Genomic DNA, 20642 nt, shown 5'->3' on the forward strand with positions numbered 1-20642 from the left:
CCAACTACTTCAGAGCCGCTGGATACGAACCGGAGTAAGCTGAAACCGCTCTAACCTTCAGAGCTCCTTCGGCCGAGGTAGCCACGTCCGCGACGGAATACGTGTACGTCAAAGAGCAGCATTGACGTCGCGCGTTACGAAAGCGTTGTTTTAGAGCCGTCAAGTAAGTAGCTTGACGGCTGCTATTCGCTGCGCGCTATCGCCCTGGCCGGCCTAGCCGGGGCACGATGTGAAAGACGACAGAGAAGCTTGGCAGCACGTAATCGGGGTCACCCGGCCGGCGCTCCTACTCGCCTCACCTCACTTCCTCGACGAGATCGCTGACCGGTTCCGTGAGGTAGGCATCCAGGATGCAGTGTCTCGACGCGACTCGGCCTTGATCTTTGACTGGCTGATGAGCCTTATCGCGCTGCAGGGCATCTCGGACGCGGCGGCGTTCAGCTATGACGCCGAGCACGGCGGCATCAGTCTCGCTGAGATCGAGACGGCGCTTGCCGGTCGGCCCTCGTGCCCGAAGCTAGCCTGCCACTGGGCTTTTGCCGATTGCGGCTATCGAAAAGGCTCAGGTCTATGTGCCGAGCCTAGACATCGCGGCCGCTGCCCGCTGCCCCGCCATCCGCTTCGAAAGGGCGGGCTCAACGTCGCGGCTTACAGCCTGTACCTCTTCATCCGAGACGTGTGCGGCGGCGACGTCGTTGGCTGGATCGACGGACGGCTTGAAGCTGCTGATTCCGGTGCCGGCGAGGCGGGTCGTGCGGCTCGGATGAGGGCGGCGCTGATCGGCCCGCTGGTCAACGTCGCCGGCACCGGCCCGAAGCTCTGGAACATGATGCTCGCCGAGTTGCTGCTCGTTGGCGACCCGAACCGGGAACGCTGGGTGACGACCGGCGCGAGCATGATCGCGGTAGACTCGCTCGTGCATGCCTTCCTGCACCGAACCGGCATCCTGCGTCGGCTTGGTGCCGAGCACCCCTACGGTGAGGGCTGTTACCGGCCCGGCGGTTGCGCCGAGGTGATCGAGAACCTTGCCCGTCGGATCGACGCGCGCGAGTTCAATCCTACCTTTCCGGCCACCTTCGAGCGGTTCGTTCAGCACGCGATTTGGATGTTCTGCGCGGGCTGGGGCCGCGACATCTGCAACGGCAACCGCGTTGATGACGGACAGGGCTGCACTCAGCGGTTTTGCCCAGCTTCCACCACCTGTGATCGTGTCCCTCTTAGGGCGCCGAGCCCGAACGGGTCCTTCGAAATGTGACCCTCTTCCCGCGCAGGTTCGGCTCAGCCTCGAAGCCGGCGTCCTGCCAAGCCCTGCATTGTGCGTGCACGGTCGTCCGAACGTCTTCGTCGTTGGACCACCAGAACTCGTACCGCTTTGCCGACGCGGGGAGCTTAATCATGGCATCCAGGTCGCCGAACGTGAGTGTCACGGCGTTGCCCGTTTGCGTGCGAAGGTACTCTCGAAGCGGATCGTACTTGGTCACCGGAGATCTCTCGTGTGGACAGGTGCTCCTGCCCACCGTGCCACGGTGAGAGTCATTCGACGAACAGTGGTGCGGCCAAGCCCGGCATCGTCTCGTCGCGCCGGCTCTCAACGGCCTCTGACCGGCTCATGGTCAGTGCCGTCCGACATGGCTCTCCCAACCCGCCGGCTTGACAAACTAGACATTTAGTCCTATATATCAGTGTCAAGTTGCCGGTTCGGCGGCAACTCGGAGAGGCTTGTGACCGCGCCAGGGCTCAGCCAATTGCAGGCAAGCACGAAGGCCAAGCTGGGCGAACCAGCGCCTCTCCAGAACCCGAACACGACACGAAGGGGGCCGCTTGGCCCCCTTCGGCATTCTGGAGTCCCTTGATGCAAACCCAACCCGTCACGCTCGATCCCGTCACGTCCCCCGTTGTCGTCTTCGGCCGCGACGACAAGGGCAAACCGCACGCTTCACGCTTCGAGGCGGCCGAAGCGCCCTTGGCCGAGCGGGCAGCGGGCCTGATGGGCATGCAGGTGCTGCGCATCGCCTCTGAGGACGCGGTGGAGCTCGCCGCCGCACTGCCATCGGGCAGGATTTTCGCCAGCGGCAAGGGCTTCGTGCCGTTCGTTAGGGCGGACCTGTTTGCGAAGCTCGTTGCGGCCCCCGGCGCATTCGCGCCCCCTCGACTTGCTGCCGAAACCGACGCCCCGGCCCCAGGCAGGCCCAAGGGCGGCCTTCGCACCGTTTCGGGCGGCAACCATGCTGGCGAGCCGCCCGCAGCCGCTGATGGCCCTGGCTCGCCGCCGGCCGATTGGGCCGGCCTGAAGGTCGGCAGCCTTGCCCTGGCAGCCGAGGAGGGCAAGCCGGCCATATGGTACGCGGCGACAATCGTCGCCGACCGCGGTGACGATCTGTTCGAGCTTCGTTGGCTCGATGATGGCGACGGGGAGCTGCCCCTGATCGTGCGCCGTCGCGAGCACCTCGGGCTGTTCCCGCCGGCCCTTGCCGGGGCGCTCGCGTGATCGCCAGCGACCCACATGCGACCGGGCCAGCGCCCGGTTGCACCGCGCTGGTCTGCGACCTGAACGACCGGCTTCGGCGAACAGGGCGCGGTGGCCGAGTAATGATGACGGCGGGTGTCGCTGCACTCTCCAAAGCCGAGCGCGCCGAGGTTGTAGCCTCCATTCGCGCCTTCGACGCCTTCACACCGGAGAATGATCCGCATCGCGAGCATGACTTCGGTGCAGTCGAGGTCGGAGGGGTGCGCTGCTTCTGGAAGATCGACGCCTACGACCGCGATCTGCGGTTCGGCTCACCTGATCCGACCGACCCGGCCGCTACTGTCCGCGTGCTGACCATCATGCTGGCCGAGGAGTACTGAGGTGGCCGGCCGAGTGGTCACGACCGGCGACAGGCCGTCACCCGGCTCCTGGCTGGTGCGGGGCGAGGCCGGTGAGGGTGCAGCCCCTGCGACGGTGATGCTCGGCGTCGAGCCTGCGACCGAGAACCGGCCGGGCGGCTGGCCGTATCCCAAACGGCAGGATCGAACCGTCGACGTTGGCGGCTCCCTCCTGCACCTCGCAACCGGCATCCGGCGGCTCGCCGACGCGACAATCATGGCAGCCGCGCCCGACTTGGCGGAGGCGCTGTTCCGGCTGCTATCTTGCCCGCACTCCTCGTTGGCCACCTGGTTTGCTGATCATAAACGATGGCTCAAGGCCTTTTGATCCTGCGTCGTTGCCCTAAGGCTAATCGTGTGGGAGACCGCCGGGCCACTTAAGCGCCTGAAGAAGGGCGGCGCCTGAGTACGCCGTCGAGGCTCCGGTTAGCCGTGCCGACCGGAGTGGCACTGGGCGAGGTCGTGGCAGCCGCCGGTCGGTCCCAAACATCGCAGCGATCACTGGATGGCCGGAGCCCGGCGTCGCGCCTAGACGTTTAATCCAGGGGTTTGATGGTGCAGTCTTCTCACGCGAGTGGACGGATGCGCTCTGCGACAGGTTCACCACGCGGCCTCACTCGCACGTGACTTCAAAAGCCGTCCCGTTAGACCTGGATGCAGCCGCGAGGAGGGAGGCCAGCAGGCCGGCCGGGTGTTCGAGCTTCACCTCGCAGAGGGACACGGTCTGCGATCCGACGAGATAGGGCCGCATGGCCGCGGTCGATCGCTCGTATTGGGCCGACCCCTCCCAAGCCTGGATCTCGGCCTGGCTGGACCAGAGCGTGACCGTGATGATGCTTTCAGGATCGTTCGTGTCCTGGGTAACCCAGCGCGCCACCCGGCCAGGGACCTCCACCTTGCTCAGCTCTACGTACCGGTCCTGGACCGATTGCCAGGATCCCGGCTCTATCCGGCTCCAGTATAGACGAAGGAACATCACCGTCTCCGCGTTCGCCGATGCGAGCAATCCGACCGCCAACCTATCCCATCATCCCGCGCTCGAGGCGGGTCACCGCCTCTCGCATGCGGGAAAATCGGACGACCTGCTGGCCGACCGTCTCGAGCTGGAAGCGAGACGATAGGTCCGTGCAGGCGCCCTCGTCGTCGAAGATCTTGGTCGAGGTGTTGAGTGCCGCCCCCATGGGTGTCGGCCAGCCCCGAAGGGCGTGAGCGATCGACCTCAGGGCCGCAAGCGTCTGTCCCGTCGCCTGCCAGCCGGCCGCGCAGGCGATAAGCCCGACCGCGAGTCCGTCGAAATAGACCCTGTCCGCTGTGCGGAGTTCCTCGGCGTAGTCGAGCGCGTTCTTGACGAGCCCCGACAGCGAGCCGTGATAGGCCGGCGAGGCGATCACGATGCCGTCGCAGCGCCGGTAGAGATCGACGAGGCGGGCGGCCTCCGGCGTCTCCGGCATCTGGCCGGGATTGTACATCGGCAGCATGAGGTTCGGACCGCTGATCATCGCTGTATCCGCCCCCGCCGCGGACGCGGCCGCGAGGCAGACGGCGAGCGCCCGCTCCGTGGTCGAGCCCGCTCGAGGCGTGCCGCCGACGCCGAGGATCAGAGGCCTCTTGCCGTCGCTCATCCCCTGCTCCCGTCGAAACGCCCGTTCCCGAGCGGCCAAGCCAGCGTCGCGCTTCCGCCCGCCACGTCACGATCGCCGACCCGGGCGACGAGGTCGCAATCGACCTCCGTCGTGGTCGCGGTGGTGCGCCGGGCCGTGACCCCGATCGTCACCGCGATCGCGTCACCCGGTCGAACGAGCGAGGTGAAGCGCGCGGCGATCCGGACCACCCGCCCGGACGGTCCCATGCGGTCCGTAAGGGCCCGGCCCATGAACGCCATCGTCAGCATGCCGTGCGCGACCACTCCGCCGAGCTTCGCCTCGACGGCATAAAAGTGGTTGTAGTGGATCGGGTTGTAGTCGCCCGAGGCGCCCGCGTAGCGGACGAGTTGAGCGGGCGTGACCGGACCGTAGACGGCATCGACGCGCTGGCCGGGCTCGGCCGACGCCAGTTCGGTATCTGGACTCATGCGAGGCTCTGCTCCGCAGGCCGGTAGACCGTCGTGCGGCCCGCCACGAAGACGATCTGGCCCTGATCGTCCCGGCCTTCCAGGTGCTGGTGGATCAACTGCATGACACCCTTGCGGCCCGCCTTGTCCTCGATGCCCGCGAGCCGCATCCGGCAGGTCAGCACCGTGCCGGCCGTGATGGGACGCCGGGTCTCGAACGACATCTCGCCGGCCACGATCCGGCGGCGGTCTAGGCCGGAGATCCAGACCGGGTCGCCGGGGAGCCGAAAGGAGGTCGGGAAGGTCGGGGGCGCGACGATGTCGGCATAGCCGTGCGATCGAGCCACGGCAGGGTCCCGGAACAGCGGATTGTCGTCGCCGATCGCCTCGGAGAAGCGCCGGATCGCGCCGCGCTCGACCTCTACCGTGAAGGGCGGCGTCTCCGTTCCGACGAGACTGCGGTCGACCTCGCTCACGAGAGTGCCTCGATGATCGTGGCCGTCCCGAGCCCGCCGCCGCAGCACATCGATTGCAGCCCGTAACGGCCGCCACGCCGCTCCAATTCGTCGATCAGGATCGTCATCAGGCGCGCGCCGGACGAGCCGAGTGGGTGACCGATCGCGATCGAGCCGCCATTCACGTTGACCCGGTCGAGATCCGGCTGGATCTCCTGCAGCCAGGAGCCGAGGATCGACGCGAAGGCCTCGTTGATCTCGAAGAGATCGATGTCCGATAGGGCGATCCCGGACCGCTGCAGGATGCCGCGCGTGGCCGGGATCGGACCCGTCAGCATGATCTCGGGATCTACCCCGACGACGAACTGGGCCGCGAGACGGGCCCGCGGCCGGAGGCCGAACTCGCGGGCGGCCCGGGCGCTCATGACCAGGATGGCGGCCGCCCCGTCCGACACCTGGCTCGCGTTTCCGGCCGTGATGCGGCCGTTCTCGCGGAACGGCGTCTTCAGCCCGGCGAGCTTCTCGGCCGACGCGTCCGGCCGGATGCCCTCGTCCCGCGTGACCGGCTGCCCGTCCGCGCCCTGGACCGGGACGATGTGCCGCTCGAAGCGTCCCGCCTCCGTCGCGGCGGAGGCGAGGGCGTGGCTGCGGACGGAGAGGTCGTCGAGATATGACCGCTCGAGCGTCCAGCGTTCGGCGATGCGCTCCGCCGCCTCCCCCATCGTTGGCAGCGAGAAGCGCTGGACAAGGGCTTCGGGATGGCGGCGGCCGAACTTGGTGTCGTCGTTGCCCCCCTGCGTCTTCGACATCATCTCGACCCCGCAGGCGATGACGATCTCGGCCGTGCCGCTGCGGATCATGTTGTCAGCGATATGGACCGCCTGCTGGGAGGAGCCGCAAGCCCGCTGCACGCTCATGCCGGGCACGGTCACCGGGAACCCCGCCATCAGGAGAGCGGTGCGGCCGACATTGCCGGCCTGCTCGCCGACCTGCGTCGAGCAGCCCGCGATCACGTCGTCGACGCGGTCGGCCGGCACGCTTGCACGGTCCAGGACCGTCGTCAGCGTCTCGGCCAGAAGGGCTGCCGCGTGCCACTCCCTGAGCGCGCCACCGCGGCGGCCGACGGCCGTCCGCACGGCCTCGACGATGACCGGCTCGCGATCGTCCAGGTGTCGCATCTGGGTCATCGGATCCTCCTCGGGTGCGTCACGCGGCGATCTCGCCCGCGAGCCCGGTGTGAACGGCTCCCTGCCGGAAGCCGGCGTGCCGAAGGGCCTTGAGGCAGAACGAGATGTTCGTCCTGACGCCTTCGATCTCGATAGCGGCGAGCGCGTCGGCGAGCCGGTCGAGCGCCTCGGCGCGGGTCGGCGCGTGGGCGATCACCTTCGCCAGCATGGGGTCGTAGAACGGCGTGACCTCACCGCCCTCGGCATAGCCGGTCTCGACCCGGATGCCCTGCACCGGCTCGCACAGCCTGAAACGTCGGAGCGGACCCGGAGACGGCATGAAGGTGTCCGGATCCTCGGCGTAGATGCGAGCCTCGACGGCGTGACCGTCGAGCCGGATTTCGGCCGGCAGGATGTCGGCCAGCACCTCGCCGGCGGCGGACCGGATCTGACCTTTCACGAGGTCGAGTCCCGTCACCATCTCGGTCACGGCATGCTCGACCTGCAGGCGCGTGTTCATTTCCAGGAACGCGAACCCGCCCTCCTCGGCCCGCAGCATCTCGACCGTGCCGATATTGTCGTAGCCGATCGCGGCCAGGACCCGCGTGACGGTCTCGGCCATGCCGTCGAGTTCCGTGCGGGTCAGGCCCGGTGCGGGAGCCTCCTCGACGACCTTCTGGTGCCGGCGCTGCAGCGAGCAATCCCGCTCGAAGAGGTGGCGGACCGCGCCGTGGCGGTCTCCCAAAACCTGGAACTCGATGTGGCGCGGCCTGTCGAGATAGCGCTCGAGGTAGAGGTGCCCGTTGCCGAAGCTGCGGGTCGCCATGGAGCGGGCGCGCGCGACGGCCTTGCCGAGGCCGGCCTCGTCACGGGCGACGATCATGCCGATCCCGCCCCCCCCGGCCGCCGGCTTCACGAGAACGGGAAATCCGATCGCGCGCGCCGCCGCCTCGACGTCCGTGGAGGGATCGAGGAGGCCGGACCCGGCGGCGACCGGGAGCCCGTGCCGGCCCATCAGCGCCCGGGCCTCGGTCTTCTCGCCCATCGCCTCGATCCAGCGTGGCGAGGGGCCGATGAAGACGAGGCCCGCCGCCTCGACGCCACGGGCGAAGGCGGCGTTCTCCGACAGGAAGCCGTAGCCAGGATGGATCGCCCCGGCACCCGTCGCTGCGGCGACGGCCAGGATGCGGGCCTGGTCGAGATAGCTCTCGCGGGCCGGCGGAGGGCCGACGCAATGGGCTTCGCTCGCCGCTGCGAGATACGGCGCACCGGAATCGGCTTCTGAATAGATGGCGACCGACGCGATCCCGAGTTCGTTCAGCGCCCGGATGACGCGCGCGGCCGCGGCGCCGCGATTGGCGACCAGCACCTTGTCGAAGCCGCCCCGGTTCATGCGGACGCCCCGGCTCGAAGCCCCGTCAACTTTCCGGCGACATTGGCACCGCGGGCGGCCTCCATCGCGGCCTCCGGGTCCAGCGATCCCGCCGTCCGGAGCAAGGCCTTCAAGGCCGCGACGAGGTGAGGCGGCACGGCCGCGACCTCGCTCGCGAAGCCCATCGCCTCACGGGCGACGAACTCCGCCGGGACAGCCTTGACGAGCTCCCATTCCGCAGCGCGCGCGACCGCGATCTCCCGACCGGTCGCCAGGATCTCGAATGCCCTCGCGTGACCGACACGGGCCAGGATGGAGGGCGCGACGAGCGCCGGAACCATGCCGTGTCGCACCTCGGGGAAGGCGAGCCGGGCATCCTCCGCGCAGAACACCGCATCGCAGGCCAGGGCGAGGCCGAGCCCGGCGCCGAGCGCGAACCCTTGGACTTCCGCGACGACGGGCCTGGAGCATCTCCAGGGCGCGAGCAGCAGGCGGGACATCAGCTCGGCATGCGCCGCGATCGCGGCCTCGTCCCGCAGGTTCTTGGCTTCCTTCAGGTCGGCCCCGGCCGAGAACCCCTTTCCGGTTCCGGCCAGGATGACGGCGTGCACGCCCGCGTCCCGCTCGATCTCGGCGAATAGGTCGAGCATCCGCTCGATCGTCGCGTGACCCAGCGCGTTGCGCTGCTCCGGACGGTTCAGGACGAGCCGACGGACCGCACCATGCGTCTCGACCAGGACGGATGGCTCAGTCACGCCATGCCTCCAGGGACGCGGCCTCGCGGCCGGCGATCCTGCCGCCGACCATGCATTCCGCAAGATTGCCGCCGCTGAGATAGAGGTGGCCGAAAACCGAACCGAGTTCACCGGCCGCGTAGAGACGCGGGATGACGTCTCCGAAAGGGTCCTGGATCTCCTGACGGACGTTCCGGACCGGCCCGCCCTGGGTGTTGATCACCATCGGCCAGACCTGCCCGACATAGAAAGGCGGCTCGCGAAGCGCCGTCATCGTCTCGGGCCGCCGCCCGTAGGCGTCGTCGTGGCCGAGGTCGCAGGCCGCGTTCCAAGAGTCGATTTGGCTCGTTAGGGTGTCGGGCTCGACGCCGATCCCGCGCGCGAGCGCCTCCCAGCTCTCGTAGCGCCGGAAGAAGCCGAGCTCGACCTCCCTCGCATTGTCCTGGCTCCACTCGTACCAGCCGTCGCGGCCGTTCGTGGCGCAGCGCCCGAGCGGGTACATCCGCCGCCCCGCCTCGTCGAAGACGATATGGGCCGGGATGCGGGGAAAGCTCTGGGTCTTCGAATCATAGAGGTCGAGCGGCCTGACCCCGAAATCGCCGGGATAAGGAGGGTATTCGTCCATGAAGCGGCGGCCGGTCTTGTCGAGCAGGATCCAGGCGAGACGCGGCAATTGCTTGCCGCCCGCCGGCTTGCCGTGCTGGTCGACGACGCCGAGATCCGAGGTGCTGTCCGGATCGCCCGGATGCCACATCGGAATCGCCTTGAGGTAGAGGCCGTAGGGGAAGGCCGGGTCCGGGTGCCGGAACCCGTAGGGGCCGTGGTAGTGCCACATATGCCAGAGCGCGGCTCCGGCCTCCTGCGCCATCGCGATCCCGTCGCCCGTATTGCCGAGGAAGGATGCCGGCAGCACCGGATCGGCCTGGAAGAAGTTCCGCTTCATCTCGGCATTCGCCTCGAAGCCGCCGCAGGCCAGGATCACGGCCCGGCGCGCCGCGACCCGGATCTGTCGCCCGTCGCCCGTCTCGACGGTGATGCCCCGCACTCGCGTACCGTCCCGAACGAGCCGCCGCGCCGCATGGCCGAGATGGACCGGGATGCCGCGCGCCCGGACATTGTCTTCCAGGACCTTGAACAGCCGGCATCCCGGCCTGATCCCGCGCACGGCATGGAAGGACGGCGCACCCTCGATTGCGGGCACCTCGATGACCTCGCAATAGCCGAGCACCCCGGAGCCCGGCAACGGGTAGTTGCCTGGCGCCGGTGTCACCTTGACCACGGCGTCGCTGGCCGCCGCGAGTTCCCGCACCCAATCGGCGACGTCCGTCATCCCGTCCGCCAGCACGCGCAGGACGTCGTCCGGGGTCCGCCCTCCGCAGGTCTCCCTGAGGTAGGCGAAGGCCGCGTCGCTATCGAAGGCGATCCGGATGCCGCCGGCGGAGACGATCGAGAGCCCGCCGGGATCCGGCATCTTCTCAAAGATCGCGACCCGTGCGCCGGCATCATGCGCCGCGATCGCGGCTGCGGCGCCCGCGGCTCCGAAGCCGACGACCGCGACATCGACCTCCTGGTCGTACACCGCGCGCTCGGTCACGGCATGATCCTGCGCTTGAAGCCGGGCACCGCGCGGGCGCAGTCGAGCGCGTGAGCGATCACGCGCCGCGTCTCGGACGGATGGATCACGTCGTCGATCAGCGCCATCTCGGCCGCGAGATAGGCCGAGGACTGCGCCTCCACCCTCTTCAGGATCTCGGCGCGCTTCGCGGCCGGGTCGTCGGCCTTCGCGATCTCCCGGCCGTGAACCAGCTCGACACCGGCCGCCGTCCCCATGACGTCGAAACGCGCAGTCGGCCAGGCGACGATCCGGTCCGGACGGGTCGCCTTGCCGCCGAGGGCGATATAGGCAAGGCCGATAGCCTTCCGGAGCACAATCGTGACCTTCGGGACGCTGGCCCCGATGATGGCGTTCAGGAGCTGCGAGGCCAGCACTACCATGCGCTGGTCCTCGATCTCGGGTCCGACCAGGAACCCGGGGCAATCCACGAGCGAGACGATCGGGATGTGGAACGCGTCGCAGATGTCGATAAAGCGGCGGGCCTTGATGGCGGCCTTCTGGTCGAGCGCGCCGGCGAGCTGCATCGGCTGGCTGGCGATGAAACCGACCGGCCGTCCCTCGATCCGGGCCCAGGCCGTGACGAGGTTCGGCCCGTAGAGTTCCCTGTAGAAGGTCAGCTTTCCGTCATCGACGATGAGCCGGAGAAGCTTTCCCATATCGTAGGCGCGCCGGTGATTGTCCGGCACCAGCGCCGTGATCTCGCGCCGGCCCTCCTCGCTGTCGATCCGTGCGGGCTTCGGCTGGGCCAGGGGCGGCAGCTCGTGGCTGCTGGACGGGAAGTAGGACAGGAATTCGCGGATGGCCGCGATGCTGTCGGCATCGGTCTCCCCGAGATGGTCCACGAGACCCCGCTCGACCGCGACCCGCTCGGCCCCGCCGATCTCCTCGGCCGTCGCCTCGAGGCCGATCCCGACCCGCACCACTGCCGGCCCGGACATGCCCATGAAGCCGGTCCGGGTGATCGTGACGAAATCGGATTGGACGGCCGTGAAGGACGGGCCTCCGAAACACGCTCCCATGAGGGCAGCGGCCTGCGGGACGACGCCGGACAGGTCGTAATGCTCGCGAAATCGGACACCCATCCCGGCCGCGATAGCGCCGTTGCTCTCCTGGAAGCGCCCCGCTCCCGCTTCCTGAAGCGCGATGAACGGCTTGCGATGGGCCAGCGCAAGTTCGCGGATGCGGGCGATCTTGGCCTCAGCCACGCGGCCGCGCGTCCCGGCCAGCACCGTCGCGTCCTCGGACACGACATAGACAATGCGCCCCTCGACACGGCCGGAGCCCGCCACCAAGCCATCGGCCGGCGTCCGGTCGCGCAAGCCCGGATGCTGGCTCCGGGCCTGGATGCCGATCTCCTCGAAGCTGCCCGGATCCAGCAAGGTATCCACGCGCTCCCGGGCCGTCATCTTTCCGGCCGCGTGCAACGCCCCGACGGCAGCTGCGCCGCCCATGAGCCGGGCCGCGGCGCGCCGCTCCTCGAGTTCTTCCTCCGTTGCAGGGTTCATACGTTCCTCTTGACGGGAAGCAATATAGCCGGATTGTACCCATAGCAAGTGGAACAATTCGGGACATTGCGCCTGGACAGCCGCGTGACATCGGTCGATATGGGGCGACACGCGGCTTCACGGCCGAGGAGAGATGACCGGATGGCGACCGCGATCAAGGCCGAAGTAGCCGGGACCGTCTTCGAGCTCCTGGCTCAGCCAGGCGGCCCGGTGGCTGTCGGCGACACGCTGCTCGTCATCGAATCCATGAAGATGGAGATCCCGGTCGACAGCACGGTGACCGGAACTGTTTCGGCCGTGAGGGTCTCGACCGGCGATGTGGTGGCGCAGGGGCAGGTTCTGGTCGAGATCGAGTCCTGATCCTCGCCGGGCCGACGAGAGGCCGAACCGGCCACGAGATCTGAAACGCCGATCCGCCGGGACGGGACGGCTCCAGGAGGCGAGTGATGGATTTCCAGCTGACCGAGCGCCAGACGGAGCTCGTCGAATCTGCAGGCGAGCATTACCAGCGCACCCTGAAACCGCTGGCGGAGGATCACAGCCAGGACGGCGTGATGCGTCTCCGCCGCAAGATGGCCGAAGCCGGACTGCTCGGCCTCAACATGCCCGAGGAGCATGGGGGGGCGGGGCTGCCGCTTCTCGATACGCTTCTCGTGATCCAGAAGCTTCAATCCCTATCGTCGATCGTGGGCGGACTGGCCCATCGGAGTTCCACCGGCGCGATCGGGGCGATCCTCGAACTCGGCACGTCCGAGCAGAAGAGCTTCTTCATCGGCGGCGTCTGCCGTGGCGAGTTCGGGGTGAGCATCGGTATCACCGAGCCGGAGGCGGGGTCGGCCGCCACCGCCATGAAGACGTTCGCCCGGCGTGATGGGAACGGCGAGGTGGTCTTGCAGGGCAAGAAGCAGTTCGTCAGCTTCGTCGACCACAACCACTACACGCTCACCTATTGCCGCTTCGGCAGCACAGGAAGGCCGGCCGATATCGGGGCCGTGATCGTGCCGCATACGGCGCCGGGATTCTCCCACAGCCGCGGCGGCACCAACATGGCGGACGAGCGGCTGTTCGAGCTCTTCTTCGACGAGTGCCGTGTTCCGGCTGAGAACGTGCTGCTCGACGGCAATGCTTTCGGGCGATTGATCAGCGTCTACAACGCCGAAAGACTCGGCAGCATTGCCAGGATGCTCGGATCAGCTCAGGCCTCTTTCGAGCTGGCGGTGGCGTACGCGCAGGAACGCAAGCAATTCGGCCGGGAGCTCGCCGATTTCCAGGGACTGCAATGGATGCTGGCCGACATGAAGGTGAAGCTGGAGGCGGCGCAGCTCCTGACATACCGGGCGGCGTCCAACGCCGGCCACGGATTGCCGAGCCGCAGCGAGGTGTCGATCGCCAAGGTGTTCACGGCCCAGGCCGCGCGCGAGATCTGCGACGACGCGATCCAGATCCATGGGGCTAACGGCTACATGAAGGAATTCCCGCTCAGCCAGCGCTACGCCGAGGTGCGGGGCGGCTCGATCTATGGCGGCACGATCCAGATCCACAAGAACATGATCGCCGGCGACCTACTCGGCCGCTCGAACAACCAGTGGAAGCGGAGCGACAACCGCAGCTGAGCCCTGCTTATGCGAATGATTGCAGCCGGAGACCTCGCGGATCGGCTGGCTTCACGGCCGCGCCGGTTCGCGCTTCTTGACGTCCGCGAGGCTGGAGAGGCTGAGGATGGCCACATCGCAGGCGCGACGAGCCTGCCACGCCGCCGGATCGAGTTCAGGATCGACGAACTTATATCAGGCAAGGCGACACCGCTCGTCCTGTATGACGGGCAGGATGGCCGGGCCGCGTTCGCGGCGATCACGCTCGGCCGGCTCGGCTATTCGGACGTGACGATCCTGGAGGGCGGCATCCCGGCCTGGTTGCGTGCGGGATACCGGCTCGAGACGGGCGTCAACGTCCCGAGCAAGCGGTTCGGAGAGCTGGTTCTCGAGGAGGATCATGTCGAGTCGGTCTCGCCTGACGACCTCGCGGACTTGCGCCGATCGGGCGTGCCGTTTGTCCAGTGGGACGTGAGGACGCCTGCCGAGTACGGACGGTCGACGTTGCCCGGCAGCATGTCCGTGCCGGGACTTGAGATCGTCCGGCACGCTGCGGAGGCTGCGTCACGAGCGGTGCCCGTCATCGTGCATTGCGCTGGGCGCACCCGCAGCATCATCGCGGCCAGAACCCTCAGGCTGCTCGGTGTCACGCGGGCAGCGGCGCTGGAAAATGGCACGATGGGCTGGCGGCTGTCGGGCCGGAGCCTGGCGCCCGGCAGGGACTGCGTCCTTGCAGGCGCAGGGTCGAACGAGCGCGCGTTCGCGCTGGCTCGCGAGGCTGGCGTCGGGAGGCGCGAGCCGATCGACGTGGAGGCGGCTCTGGAGGAACGCGGCAGGCGGAACACCGTCGTGGTCGACGTACGCAGCGTCGAACGTTTCGTCGAAGCGCACGTCCCGGGCTCCGTCTCACGGCCGGGCGGGCAATTGCTTCAATGCACGGACGAGGTGATCGCGGTGGAGGACGCCGCCGTGATCCTCGTCGATGATGACGATGGGCAAGCTGCCGTCGCGGGTTATTGGCTACGCAGGATGGGCTACCCGGACGTGACCCTCGCGGCGGGCGGAGTGCCGGGCTGGGAAAGGGCGGGGTTGCCCCTTGCCGGAGGCTCGGATGGCACCCGACCGGGCTTCGCGGACGATCTTCGGTCGGAGCTGTCCTCCGTCAGCCCGAAGGTCCTCGCGACATTCCGCGCTCTTCTCCTCGATGTAGGAACGAGCCGCGACTACAGGGCCGGGCACATTCCCGGGGCAGCATGGCTACCTCGCGGCTGGCTCGAGCTGAAGGCGAAGGACGTCCTGCCACCGGGCTCTGCCATCGTCGTGACCGACATGGACGAGGACCAGGCGATCCTCGGCGCGGCTGCGCTCCGAGACCTCGGCTACGATGCGGTCTGGCTCGAGGGTGGCAACACCGGCTGGACGCTCGGCACAGGCCGGACCTTCGAGAAGGCGGCGCTCCTCCCGGTCGACCTGCCGCCCGACGTCGTCGATCCCCCCTACGCGAAAGGCGAGTCCGGCATGCGGGACTACCTCGCGTGGGAGATCGCCCTGACGCGGCAGGACTGAAGGCGCCCGCGGCAGGCGCTCAGATGATCGTCGCGGCCAGCATCGGACGCGCCAGCATCAGGCTCTTCAGCGTGGTCAGGCCACGATGGAGAAGGTTCTCGCCTGCTCCCGGGCTGAGAGAGACCCGCACGGCAGACGGGGCGCGGGTATCGTTCGTCGCGAAATTGTCCGAGGCCACCACGGCGACCCCGTTCCGCCGTGCCAGCGCCTCGAATTCCAACGCCCGCCATTCGGGCGGGAGCGTGAGCCAGAGATGGACCGATGCGGGATGCGTGCGCACCCGCTCGGCTCCCAGGATATCGGTCGCGAAATCTACCCGCCTTGCGATCTCAGTTCGCATCCTGCCCATAACATCGTCGAGTGCCGGAGAGGTCATGAGGGCGGACGCCATCTCGCCGATGAAGGGCGAACAGCCGAGCGTCATGGCATGCAGCGTGTTGGACATGGCCTCGTTGAGGGCGGGCGGGCAGACGATGAAGCCGGCCCGGAAGACGGGGCTCAGGGCCTTGGCGAGGCCGGTGATGTAGATCACCCGCTCGGCGGCGAGCGAGGCCAGGGGCGGCGGCCTCTCCACCAGGATCGCGGATGAGGCATCATCCTCGATGATCGTCAGGTTCAGCTCGCGGGCGAGGTCGGCGATCGCCTGCCGCCGAACAGGGCTCATCGTCGCGATCGTGGGATTGTGGAGCGTGGTCTGAAGGGAGACGGCGCGTGAGCCGGTGGCCGCTACGGCGGCCCTGAGCGCCTCCGGCCGCATGCCCTCCTGGTCCATCTCGACACCCGCTAGTCGAAGCCCCTGTAGGCCGGCCAGTGCCTTCAGGCCCGGATAGGTGAGCGCGTCGGTCAGCAGCACGTCTCCGGGGCCGGCGACCGTCGCGAGAGCGACCTGGATCGCCTGCTGGGCGCCCGCGCAGATGAGGACGTCCTCCGGGCGCGGCGAGTAACCCGACCGCGCGATCCAGGCCGACGCGACGACGCGATGAGCCGGGAGCCCGGCCGCAGGCGGATACTTCTGGAGCGGCAGGAAAGCGACGCGTTGCGACAGTGCGACCAGCGCGGATGATACGAGCTCGGCGAGGCCGGCAGACGGCGCGCGGTAGCAGGAGAGGTCGACCGTTCGTTCCGGCACGGGCGGCCTGAATTCTAGGCGCTGCCCCACGCTCCGGCCTGCCCGCACGAAGGTGCCGCGTCCGACCTCGCCAGAGATCAGATTTTTCTCCCGCGCGAGTGCATAGGCACGGGTGACGGTGCCGACGGTGACGCCGAGATGATCGGCGAGGTCACGCTGCGGAGGCAGTTGCGCCCCGGGTGACAGCTCGCCCGCGTCGATCGCCTGGGCGATCGCGCCCGCGATCGCCAGATAGCGCGGGCCTTCGAGATCTCGGATGTCGGGGGTCCACATGAATCGTTTCCGATGCGGCTCGCAGGGAGGAGATTGTCGCACAATCCAAATGTAGCTTAGATCATAAGGACATTGACGAGGATTGTCTCCATCGCCTAACTTTGACCCTCGCAAGGCGAGCTTGGCGCGGCCTGTTGGGCCCGAACGAGGGTCGAAATGGCGGCACCCGGAAACTCCTTCGTCGATGCGACATACGCGTCCGCGCTGGAGCAAATCGCCGGCCAGCATGGCAATCGTGAAGCCTTGGTGTTTCGGCAGGAGCGATACAGCTTCGCCGAGGTCAAGCGCCGGGTGTGCGAAGCGTCGCGGCGGTTCGTGGCGCTCGGGCTCACGCGGGGCGACAGGGTCGCGCTCTGGCTGCCGAACCAGCCAGAGTTCCTCTGGTGCTGGCTCGGAGCCTCGCAGCTCGGCCTCGTGACCGTGGTCCTCAACACCCGGCTGAAGCTTCCCGAGGTTCGCTACCAGCTCGCGCAATCCGAGAGCACCGTGATCGTCGTCCCGGGCCGGGGTGCCTTCCGGGACTTTCTGGCGGAGGTGGCGGAGCTCTGCCCGGAGATCACGGGCCAGCCCTTCGACGGACCTGCCACGGCCGAGCTTCCACATCTGCGCCGTGTCGTTGTCCTCGGCAGCGGCCCGGACGTACCGGGGATCGTGACCTGGCCGGACTTCGATACGGCCTCACCCGATTCCGGACCGCTGCCCTTTGCGGCAGATCCGGACGAGCCGGCGCTGATTTCCTATAGCTCCGGCACCACGGCCCTGCCGAAGGGTGCGCTGATCACCCATTGCGTGTGGCGCAAGGCGTACGACATCGGCGATCGCGCCGATCTCACGGCGGATGACCGCCTCTATCTCTGCATCCCGCTTTTCGGTTCGATGGCCATGATGAACGGCGTGCTGCCGTTCTGGACTCGGGGAGCGGCGATCGTGCTCGAGGAACGCTTCGATCCGTCGACCTTCATGGAGCGCGTCGAAACGGAGCGCTGCACGGCCGCGCATCTCTTGCCGCCGATGATCGAGGCGCTCGTCGCCTCACCGGAGCGTGCTCGCTTCGATTTATCGAGCCTGCGGATCGGCTGGGTTCTCAGCAGCGACCGGCGCATCCTCGATATGGTCGCGCATGACCTTGCGATTCCGGGCGTGATGACCGGCTATGGGATGACGGAGACGACTACGGTCCTCACCCGGAACCGCTGGGACGATCCGCTGGAGGTCCGCATCACGACGCAGGGTTACGCGTTGCCCGACGTGGAGCTGCGCATCATCGACCCGGCGACTGAGCAGGAGCTTCCGACGGGCGAGACGGGCGAGATCTGGGCGCGCGGCTACTGCATCATGCCCGGCTACTTCAAGAAGCCGGAGGAGAGCGCGCGCGCCCTCACGGCCGACGGATGGTTCAAGACCGGCGATTCCGGCTCTCTGGACGAGACCGGGCGCCTCTCGTTCCGGGGCCGCATCGGCGACGGCTACAAGAGCCGGGGGTTCAACGTCTCCCCGGCCGAGATCGAGGCGGTGCTGATCGAGCACCCCGACATCGACGCGGCGGCTGTCGTCGGCGTGCCGCATCCGCGCCTCGGACAGGTCGGCATCGCCTTCGTCGTGCCGGCTTCGGGCCGGAGCCCAGCTCCGGCGGCGCTTCGCGCCTATCTCAAACCGCTTCTGTCCTCGTTTAAAATTCCGGAGCTGATCCAGGTCGTTCCCGAGCTGCCTCTCACGGCAGGGACCGGGAAGGTGCAGAAATTCCGCCTCCGGGAAGAAGGCGAGCGGCTGCTCGCCCGTGAGGCCCAGGACGAGGCGCGACCGGTGAGCGTCGCCAGCTGAAGGGACCTGCGCGTCGTCGCAGAGTGAAAGCCGGCCAGTCAGAGCCGAACCAGGAGGGAAAAATGATCACACGTCGTGACGTCGGTGCCATGATCGGAGCGACCGCGCTGCTCGGCCGCACGAGCATCGCGGAAGCGCAATCCGGGCCCAAGCCCGCCATCGACAAGGATACGCTCGTCATCGCGCTGGAGAAGGAGATCCAGAGCCTCGACGCGCTCGTGACAGCGAGTGGCGATTCGCAGCGCTACGCCCTCCAGCTCTTCGATTCCCTCTACGGCTTCGACCTCAAGGGGACGATGATCCCCCGCATGGCGACCGACGTGACGGTGTCGGAAGACGGACTGACCTATACGTATAAGCTCCGGCCCAACATCCGCTTCCACAACGGTGACCCGCTCACGTCCGAGGACGTCAAATATACGACCGAGCGCGTCATCGATCCGGCCTCGAAGAGCACGAGGCGGCCGTTCTTCGCTCCCATCGTGGCCGCGGTCGAAACCCCGGATCCGCTGACCGTCGTCTTCAAGCTGAAGCAGCCGGATGGAGCCTTCCTCAACAAGATCGCGGGATTCCTCTTCATCGTCCCCAAGGCCTACACCTCAGGCTTGCCCAATTCCGATGCCTTCGCGCTCGCACCGGTTGGATCGGGTCCCTACAAGCTCAAGCGCCACGATGTCGGGCAGAGCCTCGAACTGGAGCGTTTTGAGGATTTCTACGGCGAGAAGCCCGGAGTGAAGCGGCTCATCATGAAGATGATCCCGGAGGGCTCCACCCGGGTCAACGCGCTCTTGACCAACGAGGTGGACCTCGTCGTCCAAGCCCCCCTCAACGAGAAGGATCGGCTGTCCAAGACGGCCGGCCTGAAGACGCTGACGAATCCCGTCTCCGCTCCCATGCATGTTCGTCTTTACTCAAACGACCCGTCGCTGCCGATCTCGAAGAAGGAGGTCCGCCAGGCGCTCAACCACGCGCTCGACTCGAACGCCATCATCAGGTCCGTCTATCACGGCGTCGGCAAGCGGATGGGCACCTTCATCTCGGCCTACTACCCCTATGGGTCCGACCCCGGCATCCAGCCCTTCGCGTTCGACCAGAAAAAGGCGCGAGAGTTGCTGACGAAGGCCGGTTATCCGAACGGCTTCACGACGAAGCTTTACAGTGCCAACGACCATTCCAAGGAGCTTGCGGAAGCCATCGCCGCGTATTGGGGCCAGGTTGGGGTCAAGACAGAGATCCTTCGCATCGATTACGCGGCCTGGAGCCGGCTGAACAACACGCACAAGTCCGGACCGATGACCATCACGCAGTTCACCAACGCCATCTACGACCCGATTCATCCCGTTGCCGGCTCGTTCTCCAAGAACGGCACTTGGTCCGACTACTTCAATCCGGAGGTCGAGGAGCTCATCACGAAGCTCGACTCGACCGTCGGGGCCGAGAAGCGGGGCGAGCTGTTCCGCAGGATCGGCAAGCTGCTGCACGACGACGCGGCCGCCGTCTACATCACCGAACTATACCACCTGTTCAGCCACAAGGCTGGCCTGCGGTGGGGCGTGCAGCAGGGATCCGGGTTCCTGAACCTCAGGGACGTTGCCTGGACCTGAGGCAGACGGAGATTGTCGCTAGCATTGCTCCAGTACAATCGATACAATCGGGGTAATGGGTTCGCGCCTTCAGCCAGAATCCAAGGGCAATGAGATGTCAGGGCGGAAATCGGGGCGCGTTGCGCTCGTCACCGGCGGAGCCGGCGGTATAGGCTTCGCGACGGCCGAGCGGCTCGCCCGGGACGGCGCAGCGATCGCGATCTGCGATCTAGACGCATCTCTGGCAGTGGCGGCGGCTGCCCGGATCACCGACGCGCACGGCGTCAAGGCGCGGGGCTACCGGGCCAATGTCGGGGACAGCGAGGACGTCGGTGCCCTCGTGCCCGCGATCGTGGCCGACCTCGGCTCCCTCGACATCCTGGTGAACAATGCCGGGGTCACGCGCGACAATCTCATCCACAAGATGACAGTCGAGAACTGGGACGACATCATGTTCGTCCATCTCCGGGGCGCGTTCCTGTGCTGCCAGGCGGCACAGGCCGCAATGGTCAAGCGGGGCTGGGGACGCATCGTCAACCTGTCCTCGACCTCCTCGCTGGGCAACCGCGGCCAGGCGAACTATTCGACCGCGAAGGCGGGACTCCAGGGCCTAACCCGCTCCCTCGCGCTCGAGCTCGGCCGCTTCGGCATCACGGTCAATTGCGTGGCCCCGGGCTTCATCGACACGGAGATGACGCAGAAGACGGCCATTCGCTTGGGCAAGGACCCGGATTCCTACAAGGCCGAGCGCGCCAAGGGTATCGCGGTCGGGCGTGTCGGCGTCCCGGGCGACGTCGCCAACGTCATTGCCTTCCTTTCCGACGACGAGGCCGCGTTCGTGTCCGGTCAAGTCATCTATGTCAGCGGCGGCCCCGAGACGCGGCGCGGCGGTTGAACACAGGCTTCTCGAAAGGAT

The 20642-nt window shown here is 67.4% G+C and carries 20 protein-coding genes; 10 read left to right on the forward strand and 10 right to left on the reverse strand.

Annotated features, from left to right (window positions below):
* Positions 1–376: 376 nt before the first annotated feature.
* The 4 genes from ACFE87_RS12875 to ACFE87_RS12890 all read left to right on the forward strand — a co-directional run bounded on the left by ACFE87_RS12875 (position 377) and on the right by ACFE87_RS12890 (position 3193).
* Positions 377–1255, forward strand: coding sequence for a hypothetical protein (locus tag ACFE87_RS12875; RefSeq protein ID WP_375460038.1), 879 nt, complete (start codon positions 377–379; stop codon positions 1253–1255).
* A gap of 597 nt (positions 1256–1852) precedes the next feature.
* Positions 1853–2488 carry a hypothetical protein gene (locus ACFE87_RS12880; protein WP_375460039.1) on the forward strand — a complete coding sequence of 212 codons (636 nt, stop codon included), beginning with the start codon at positions 1853–1855 and terminating at the stop codon, positions 2486–2488.
* A gap of 101 nt (positions 2489–2589) precedes the next feature.
* On the forward strand, positions 2590–2847 hold the full coding sequence (locus tag ACFE87_RS12885) for a DUF3768 domain-containing protein (protein ID WP_375460040.1): 258 nt from the start codon (positions 2590–2592) through the stop codon (positions 2845–2847).
* 13 nt (positions 2848–2860) lie between these two features.
* Positions 2861–3193 carry a hypothetical protein gene (locus ACFE87_RS12890; protein WP_375460041.1) on the forward strand — a complete coding sequence of 111 codons (333 nt, stop codon included), beginning with the start codon at positions 2861–2863 and terminating at the stop codon, positions 3191–3193.
* A gap of 285 nt (positions 3194–3478) precedes the next feature.
* Here the strand turns inward: ACFE87_RS12890 and ACFE87_RS12895 are convergent, their stop codons facing one another.
* From ACFE87_RS12895 to ACFE87_RS12935, 9 genes are read right to left on the reverse strand one after another with little or no spacing between them, the layout of a single operon-like run.
* Positions 3479–3841, reverse strand: coding sequence for an antibiotic biosynthesis monooxygenase family protein (locus ACFE87_RS12895; protein ID WP_375460042.1), 363 nt, complete (start codon positions 3839–3841; stop codon positions 3479–3481).
* 43 nt (positions 3842–3884) lie between these two features.
* A complete protein-coding gene (locus ACFE87_RS12900; RefSeq protein ID WP_375460043.1) occupies positions 3885–4487 on the reverse strand; it encodes an NADPH-dependent FMN reductase in 603 nt (200 codons plus the stop codon).
* Positions 4484–4936, reverse strand: coding sequence for a MaoC/PaaZ C-terminal domain-containing protein (locus ACFE87_RS12905; protein WP_375460044.1), 453 nt, complete (start codon positions 4934–4936; stop codon positions 4484–4486). The genes ACFE87_RS12900 and ACFE87_RS12905 overlap by 4 nt, the downstream gene beginning before the upstream one ends.
* Positions 4933–5391 (reverse strand): MaoC family dehydratase N-terminal domain-containing protein, encoded by a 459-nt coding sequence (locus ACFE87_RS12910; protein ID WP_375460045.1) that lies wholly within the window; start codon positions 5389–5391, stop codon positions 4933–4935. Before ACFE87_RS12910 ends, ACFE87_RS12905 begins: the two co-directional genes overlap by 4 nt.
* Positions 5388–6557 (reverse strand): thiolase family protein, encoded by a 1170-nt coding sequence (locus ACFE87_RS12915; protein WP_375460046.1) that lies wholly within the window; start codon positions 6555–6557, stop codon positions 5388–5390. The genes ACFE87_RS12910 and ACFE87_RS12915 overlap by 4 nt, the downstream gene beginning before the upstream one ends.
* 19 nt (positions 6558–6576) lie before the next feature.
* A complete protein-coding gene (locus ACFE87_RS12920) occupies positions 6577–7929 on the reverse strand; it encodes an acetyl/propionyl/methylcrotonyl-CoA carboxylase subunit alpha (protein ID WP_375460047.1) in 1353 nt (450 codons plus the stop codon).
* On the reverse strand, positions 7926–8663 hold the full coding sequence (locus ACFE87_RS12925; protein ID WP_375460048.1) for an enoyl-CoA hydratase/isomerase family protein: 738 nt from the start codon (positions 8661–8663) through the stop codon (positions 7926–7928). The genes ACFE87_RS12920 and ACFE87_RS12925 overlap by 4 nt, the downstream gene beginning before the upstream one ends.
* Positions 8656–10236 (reverse strand): FAD-dependent oxidoreductase, encoded by a 1581-nt coding sequence (locus ACFE87_RS12930; protein ID WP_375460049.1) that lies wholly within the window; start codon positions 10234–10236, stop codon positions 8656–8658. Before ACFE87_RS12930 ends, ACFE87_RS12925 begins: the two co-directional genes overlap by 8 nt.
* Positions 10233–11762: an acyl-CoA carboxylase subunit beta gene (locus ACFE87_RS12935; RefSeq protein WP_375460050.1), complete on the reverse strand. Its 1530-nt coding sequence runs from the start codon at positions 11760–11762 to the stop codon at positions 10233–10235. The genes ACFE87_RS12930 and ACFE87_RS12935 overlap by 4 nt, the downstream gene beginning before the upstream one ends.
* 141 nt (positions 11763–11903) lie before the next feature.
* Between ACFE87_RS12935 and ACFE87_RS12940 the strand changes: the two genes are divergently transcribed.
* The 3 genes from ACFE87_RS12940 to ACFE87_RS12950 all read left to right on the forward strand — a co-directional run bounded on the left by ACFE87_RS12940 (position 11904) and on the right by ACFE87_RS12950 (position 14920).
* Positions 11904–12122 (forward strand): biotin/lipoyl-binding carrier protein, encoded by a 219-nt coding sequence (locus ACFE87_RS12940; RefSeq protein WP_375460051.1) that lies wholly within the window; start codon positions 11904–11906, stop codon positions 12120–12122.
* 86 nt (positions 12123–12208) lie between these two features.
* Positions 12209–13375: an acyl-CoA dehydrogenase family protein gene (locus ACFE87_RS12945; RefSeq protein WP_375460052.1), complete on the forward strand. Its 1167-nt coding sequence runs from the start codon at positions 12209–12211 to the stop codon at positions 13373–13375.
* Positions 13376–13390: 15 nt separating this feature from the next.
* On the forward strand, positions 13391–14920 hold the full coding sequence (locus ACFE87_RS12950; protein WP_375460053.1) for a rhodanese-like domain-containing protein: 1530 nt from the start codon (positions 13391–13393) through the stop codon (positions 14918–14920).
* Positions 14921–14939: 19 nt separating this feature from the next.
* On the opposite strand, the gene ACFE87_RS12955 is transcribed toward ACFE87_RS12950, so the two are convergent.
* Positions 14940–16322 (reverse strand): PLP-dependent aminotransferase family protein, encoded by a 1383-nt coding sequence (locus ACFE87_RS12955; RefSeq protein ID WP_375460054.1) that lies wholly within the window; start codon positions 16320–16322, stop codon positions 14940–14942.
* A gap of 156 nt (positions 16323–16478) precedes the next feature.
* Between ACFE87_RS12955 and ACFE87_RS12960 the strand changes: the two genes are divergently transcribed.
* From ACFE87_RS12960 to ACFE87_RS12970, 3 genes are all read left to right on the forward strand, one after another.
* Complete coding sequence (locus tag ACFE87_RS12960) at positions 16479–18143, forward strand: class I adenylate-forming enzyme family protein (protein ID WP_375460055.1); 1665 nt, start codon at positions 16479–16481, stop codon at positions 18141–18143.
* A gap of 62 nt (positions 18144–18205) precedes the next feature.
* Entirely contained in the window at positions 18206–19747 is a 1542-nt protein-coding gene (locus ACFE87_RS12965; protein ID WP_375460056.1) for an ABC transporter substrate-binding protein, read from the forward strand.
* Between the two features lie 94 nt (positions 19748–19841).
* On the forward strand, positions 19842–20621 hold the full coding sequence (locus ACFE87_RS12970; protein WP_375460057.1) for an SDR family oxidoreductase: 780 nt from the start codon (positions 19842–19844) through the stop codon (positions 20619–20621).
* Positions 20622–20642: the final 21 nt, after the last annotated feature.

This window comes from uncultured Enterovirga sp. (assembly GCF_964242715.1).
Lineage (GTDB): Bacteria > Pseudomonadota > Alphaproteobacteria > Rhizobiales > Beijerinckiaceae > Enterovirga.

Coding starts and splice junctions, on each gene's coding strand:
- ACFE87_RS12945 (WP_375460052.1), top strand. CDS start 12,209: ATGGATTTCCAGCTGACCGAGCGCCAGACGGAGCTCGTCGAATCTGCA.
- ACFE87_RS12950 (WP_375460053.1), top strand. CDS start 13,391: ATGATTGCAGCCGGAGACCTCGCGGATCGGCTGGCTTCACGGCCGCGC.
- ACFE87_RS12885 (WP_375460040.1), top strand. CDS start 2,590: ATGATGACGGCGGGTGTCGCTGCACTCTCCAAAGCCGAGCGCGCCGAG.
- ACFE87_RS12880 (WP_375460039.1), top strand. CDS start 1,853: ATGCAAACCCAACCCGTCACGCTCGATCCCGTCACGTCCCCCGTTGTC.
- ACFE87_RS12905 (WP_375460044.1), bottom strand. CDS start 4,936: ATGAGTCCAGATACCGAACTGGCGTCGGCCGAGCCCGGCCAGCGCGTC.
- ACFE87_RS12960 (WP_375460055.1), top strand. CDS start 16,479: ATGGCGGCACCCGGAAACTCCTTCGTCGATGCGACATACGCGTCCGCG.
- ACFE87_RS12955 (WP_375460054.1), bottom strand. CDS start 16,322: ATGTGGACCCCCGACATCCGAGATCTCGAAGGCCCGCGCTATCTGGCG.
- ACFE87_RS12935 (WP_375460050.1), bottom strand. CDS start 11,762: ATGAACCCTGCAACGGAGGAAGAACTCGAGGAGCGGCGCGCCGCGGCC.
- ACFE87_RS12920 (WP_375460047.1), bottom strand. CDS start 7,929: ATGAACCGGGGCGGCTTCGACAAGGTGCTGGTCGCCAATCGCGGCGCC.
- ACFE87_RS12895 (WP_375460042.1), bottom strand. CDS start 3,841: ATGTTCCTTCGTCTATACTGGAGCCGGATAGAGCCGGGATCCTGGCAA.
- ACFE87_RS12940 (WP_375460051.1), top strand. CDS start 11,904: ATGGCGACCGCGATCAAGGCCGAAGTAGCCGGGACCGTCTTCGAGCTC.
- ACFE87_RS12900 (WP_375460043.1), bottom strand. CDS start 4,487: ATGAGCGACGGCAAGAGGCCTCTGATCCTCGGCGTCGGCGGCACGCCT.
- ACFE87_RS12970 (WP_375460057.1), top strand. CDS start 19,842: ATGTCAGGGCGGAAATCGGGGCGCGTTGCGCTCGTCACCGGCGGAGCC.
- ACFE87_RS12915 (WP_375460046.1), bottom strand. CDS start 6,557: ATGACCCAGATGCGACACCTGGACGATCGCGAGCCGGTCATCGTCGAG.
- ACFE87_RS12965 (WP_375460056.1), top strand. CDS start 18,206: ATGATCACACGTCGTGACGTCGGTGCCATGATCGGAGCGACCGCGCTG.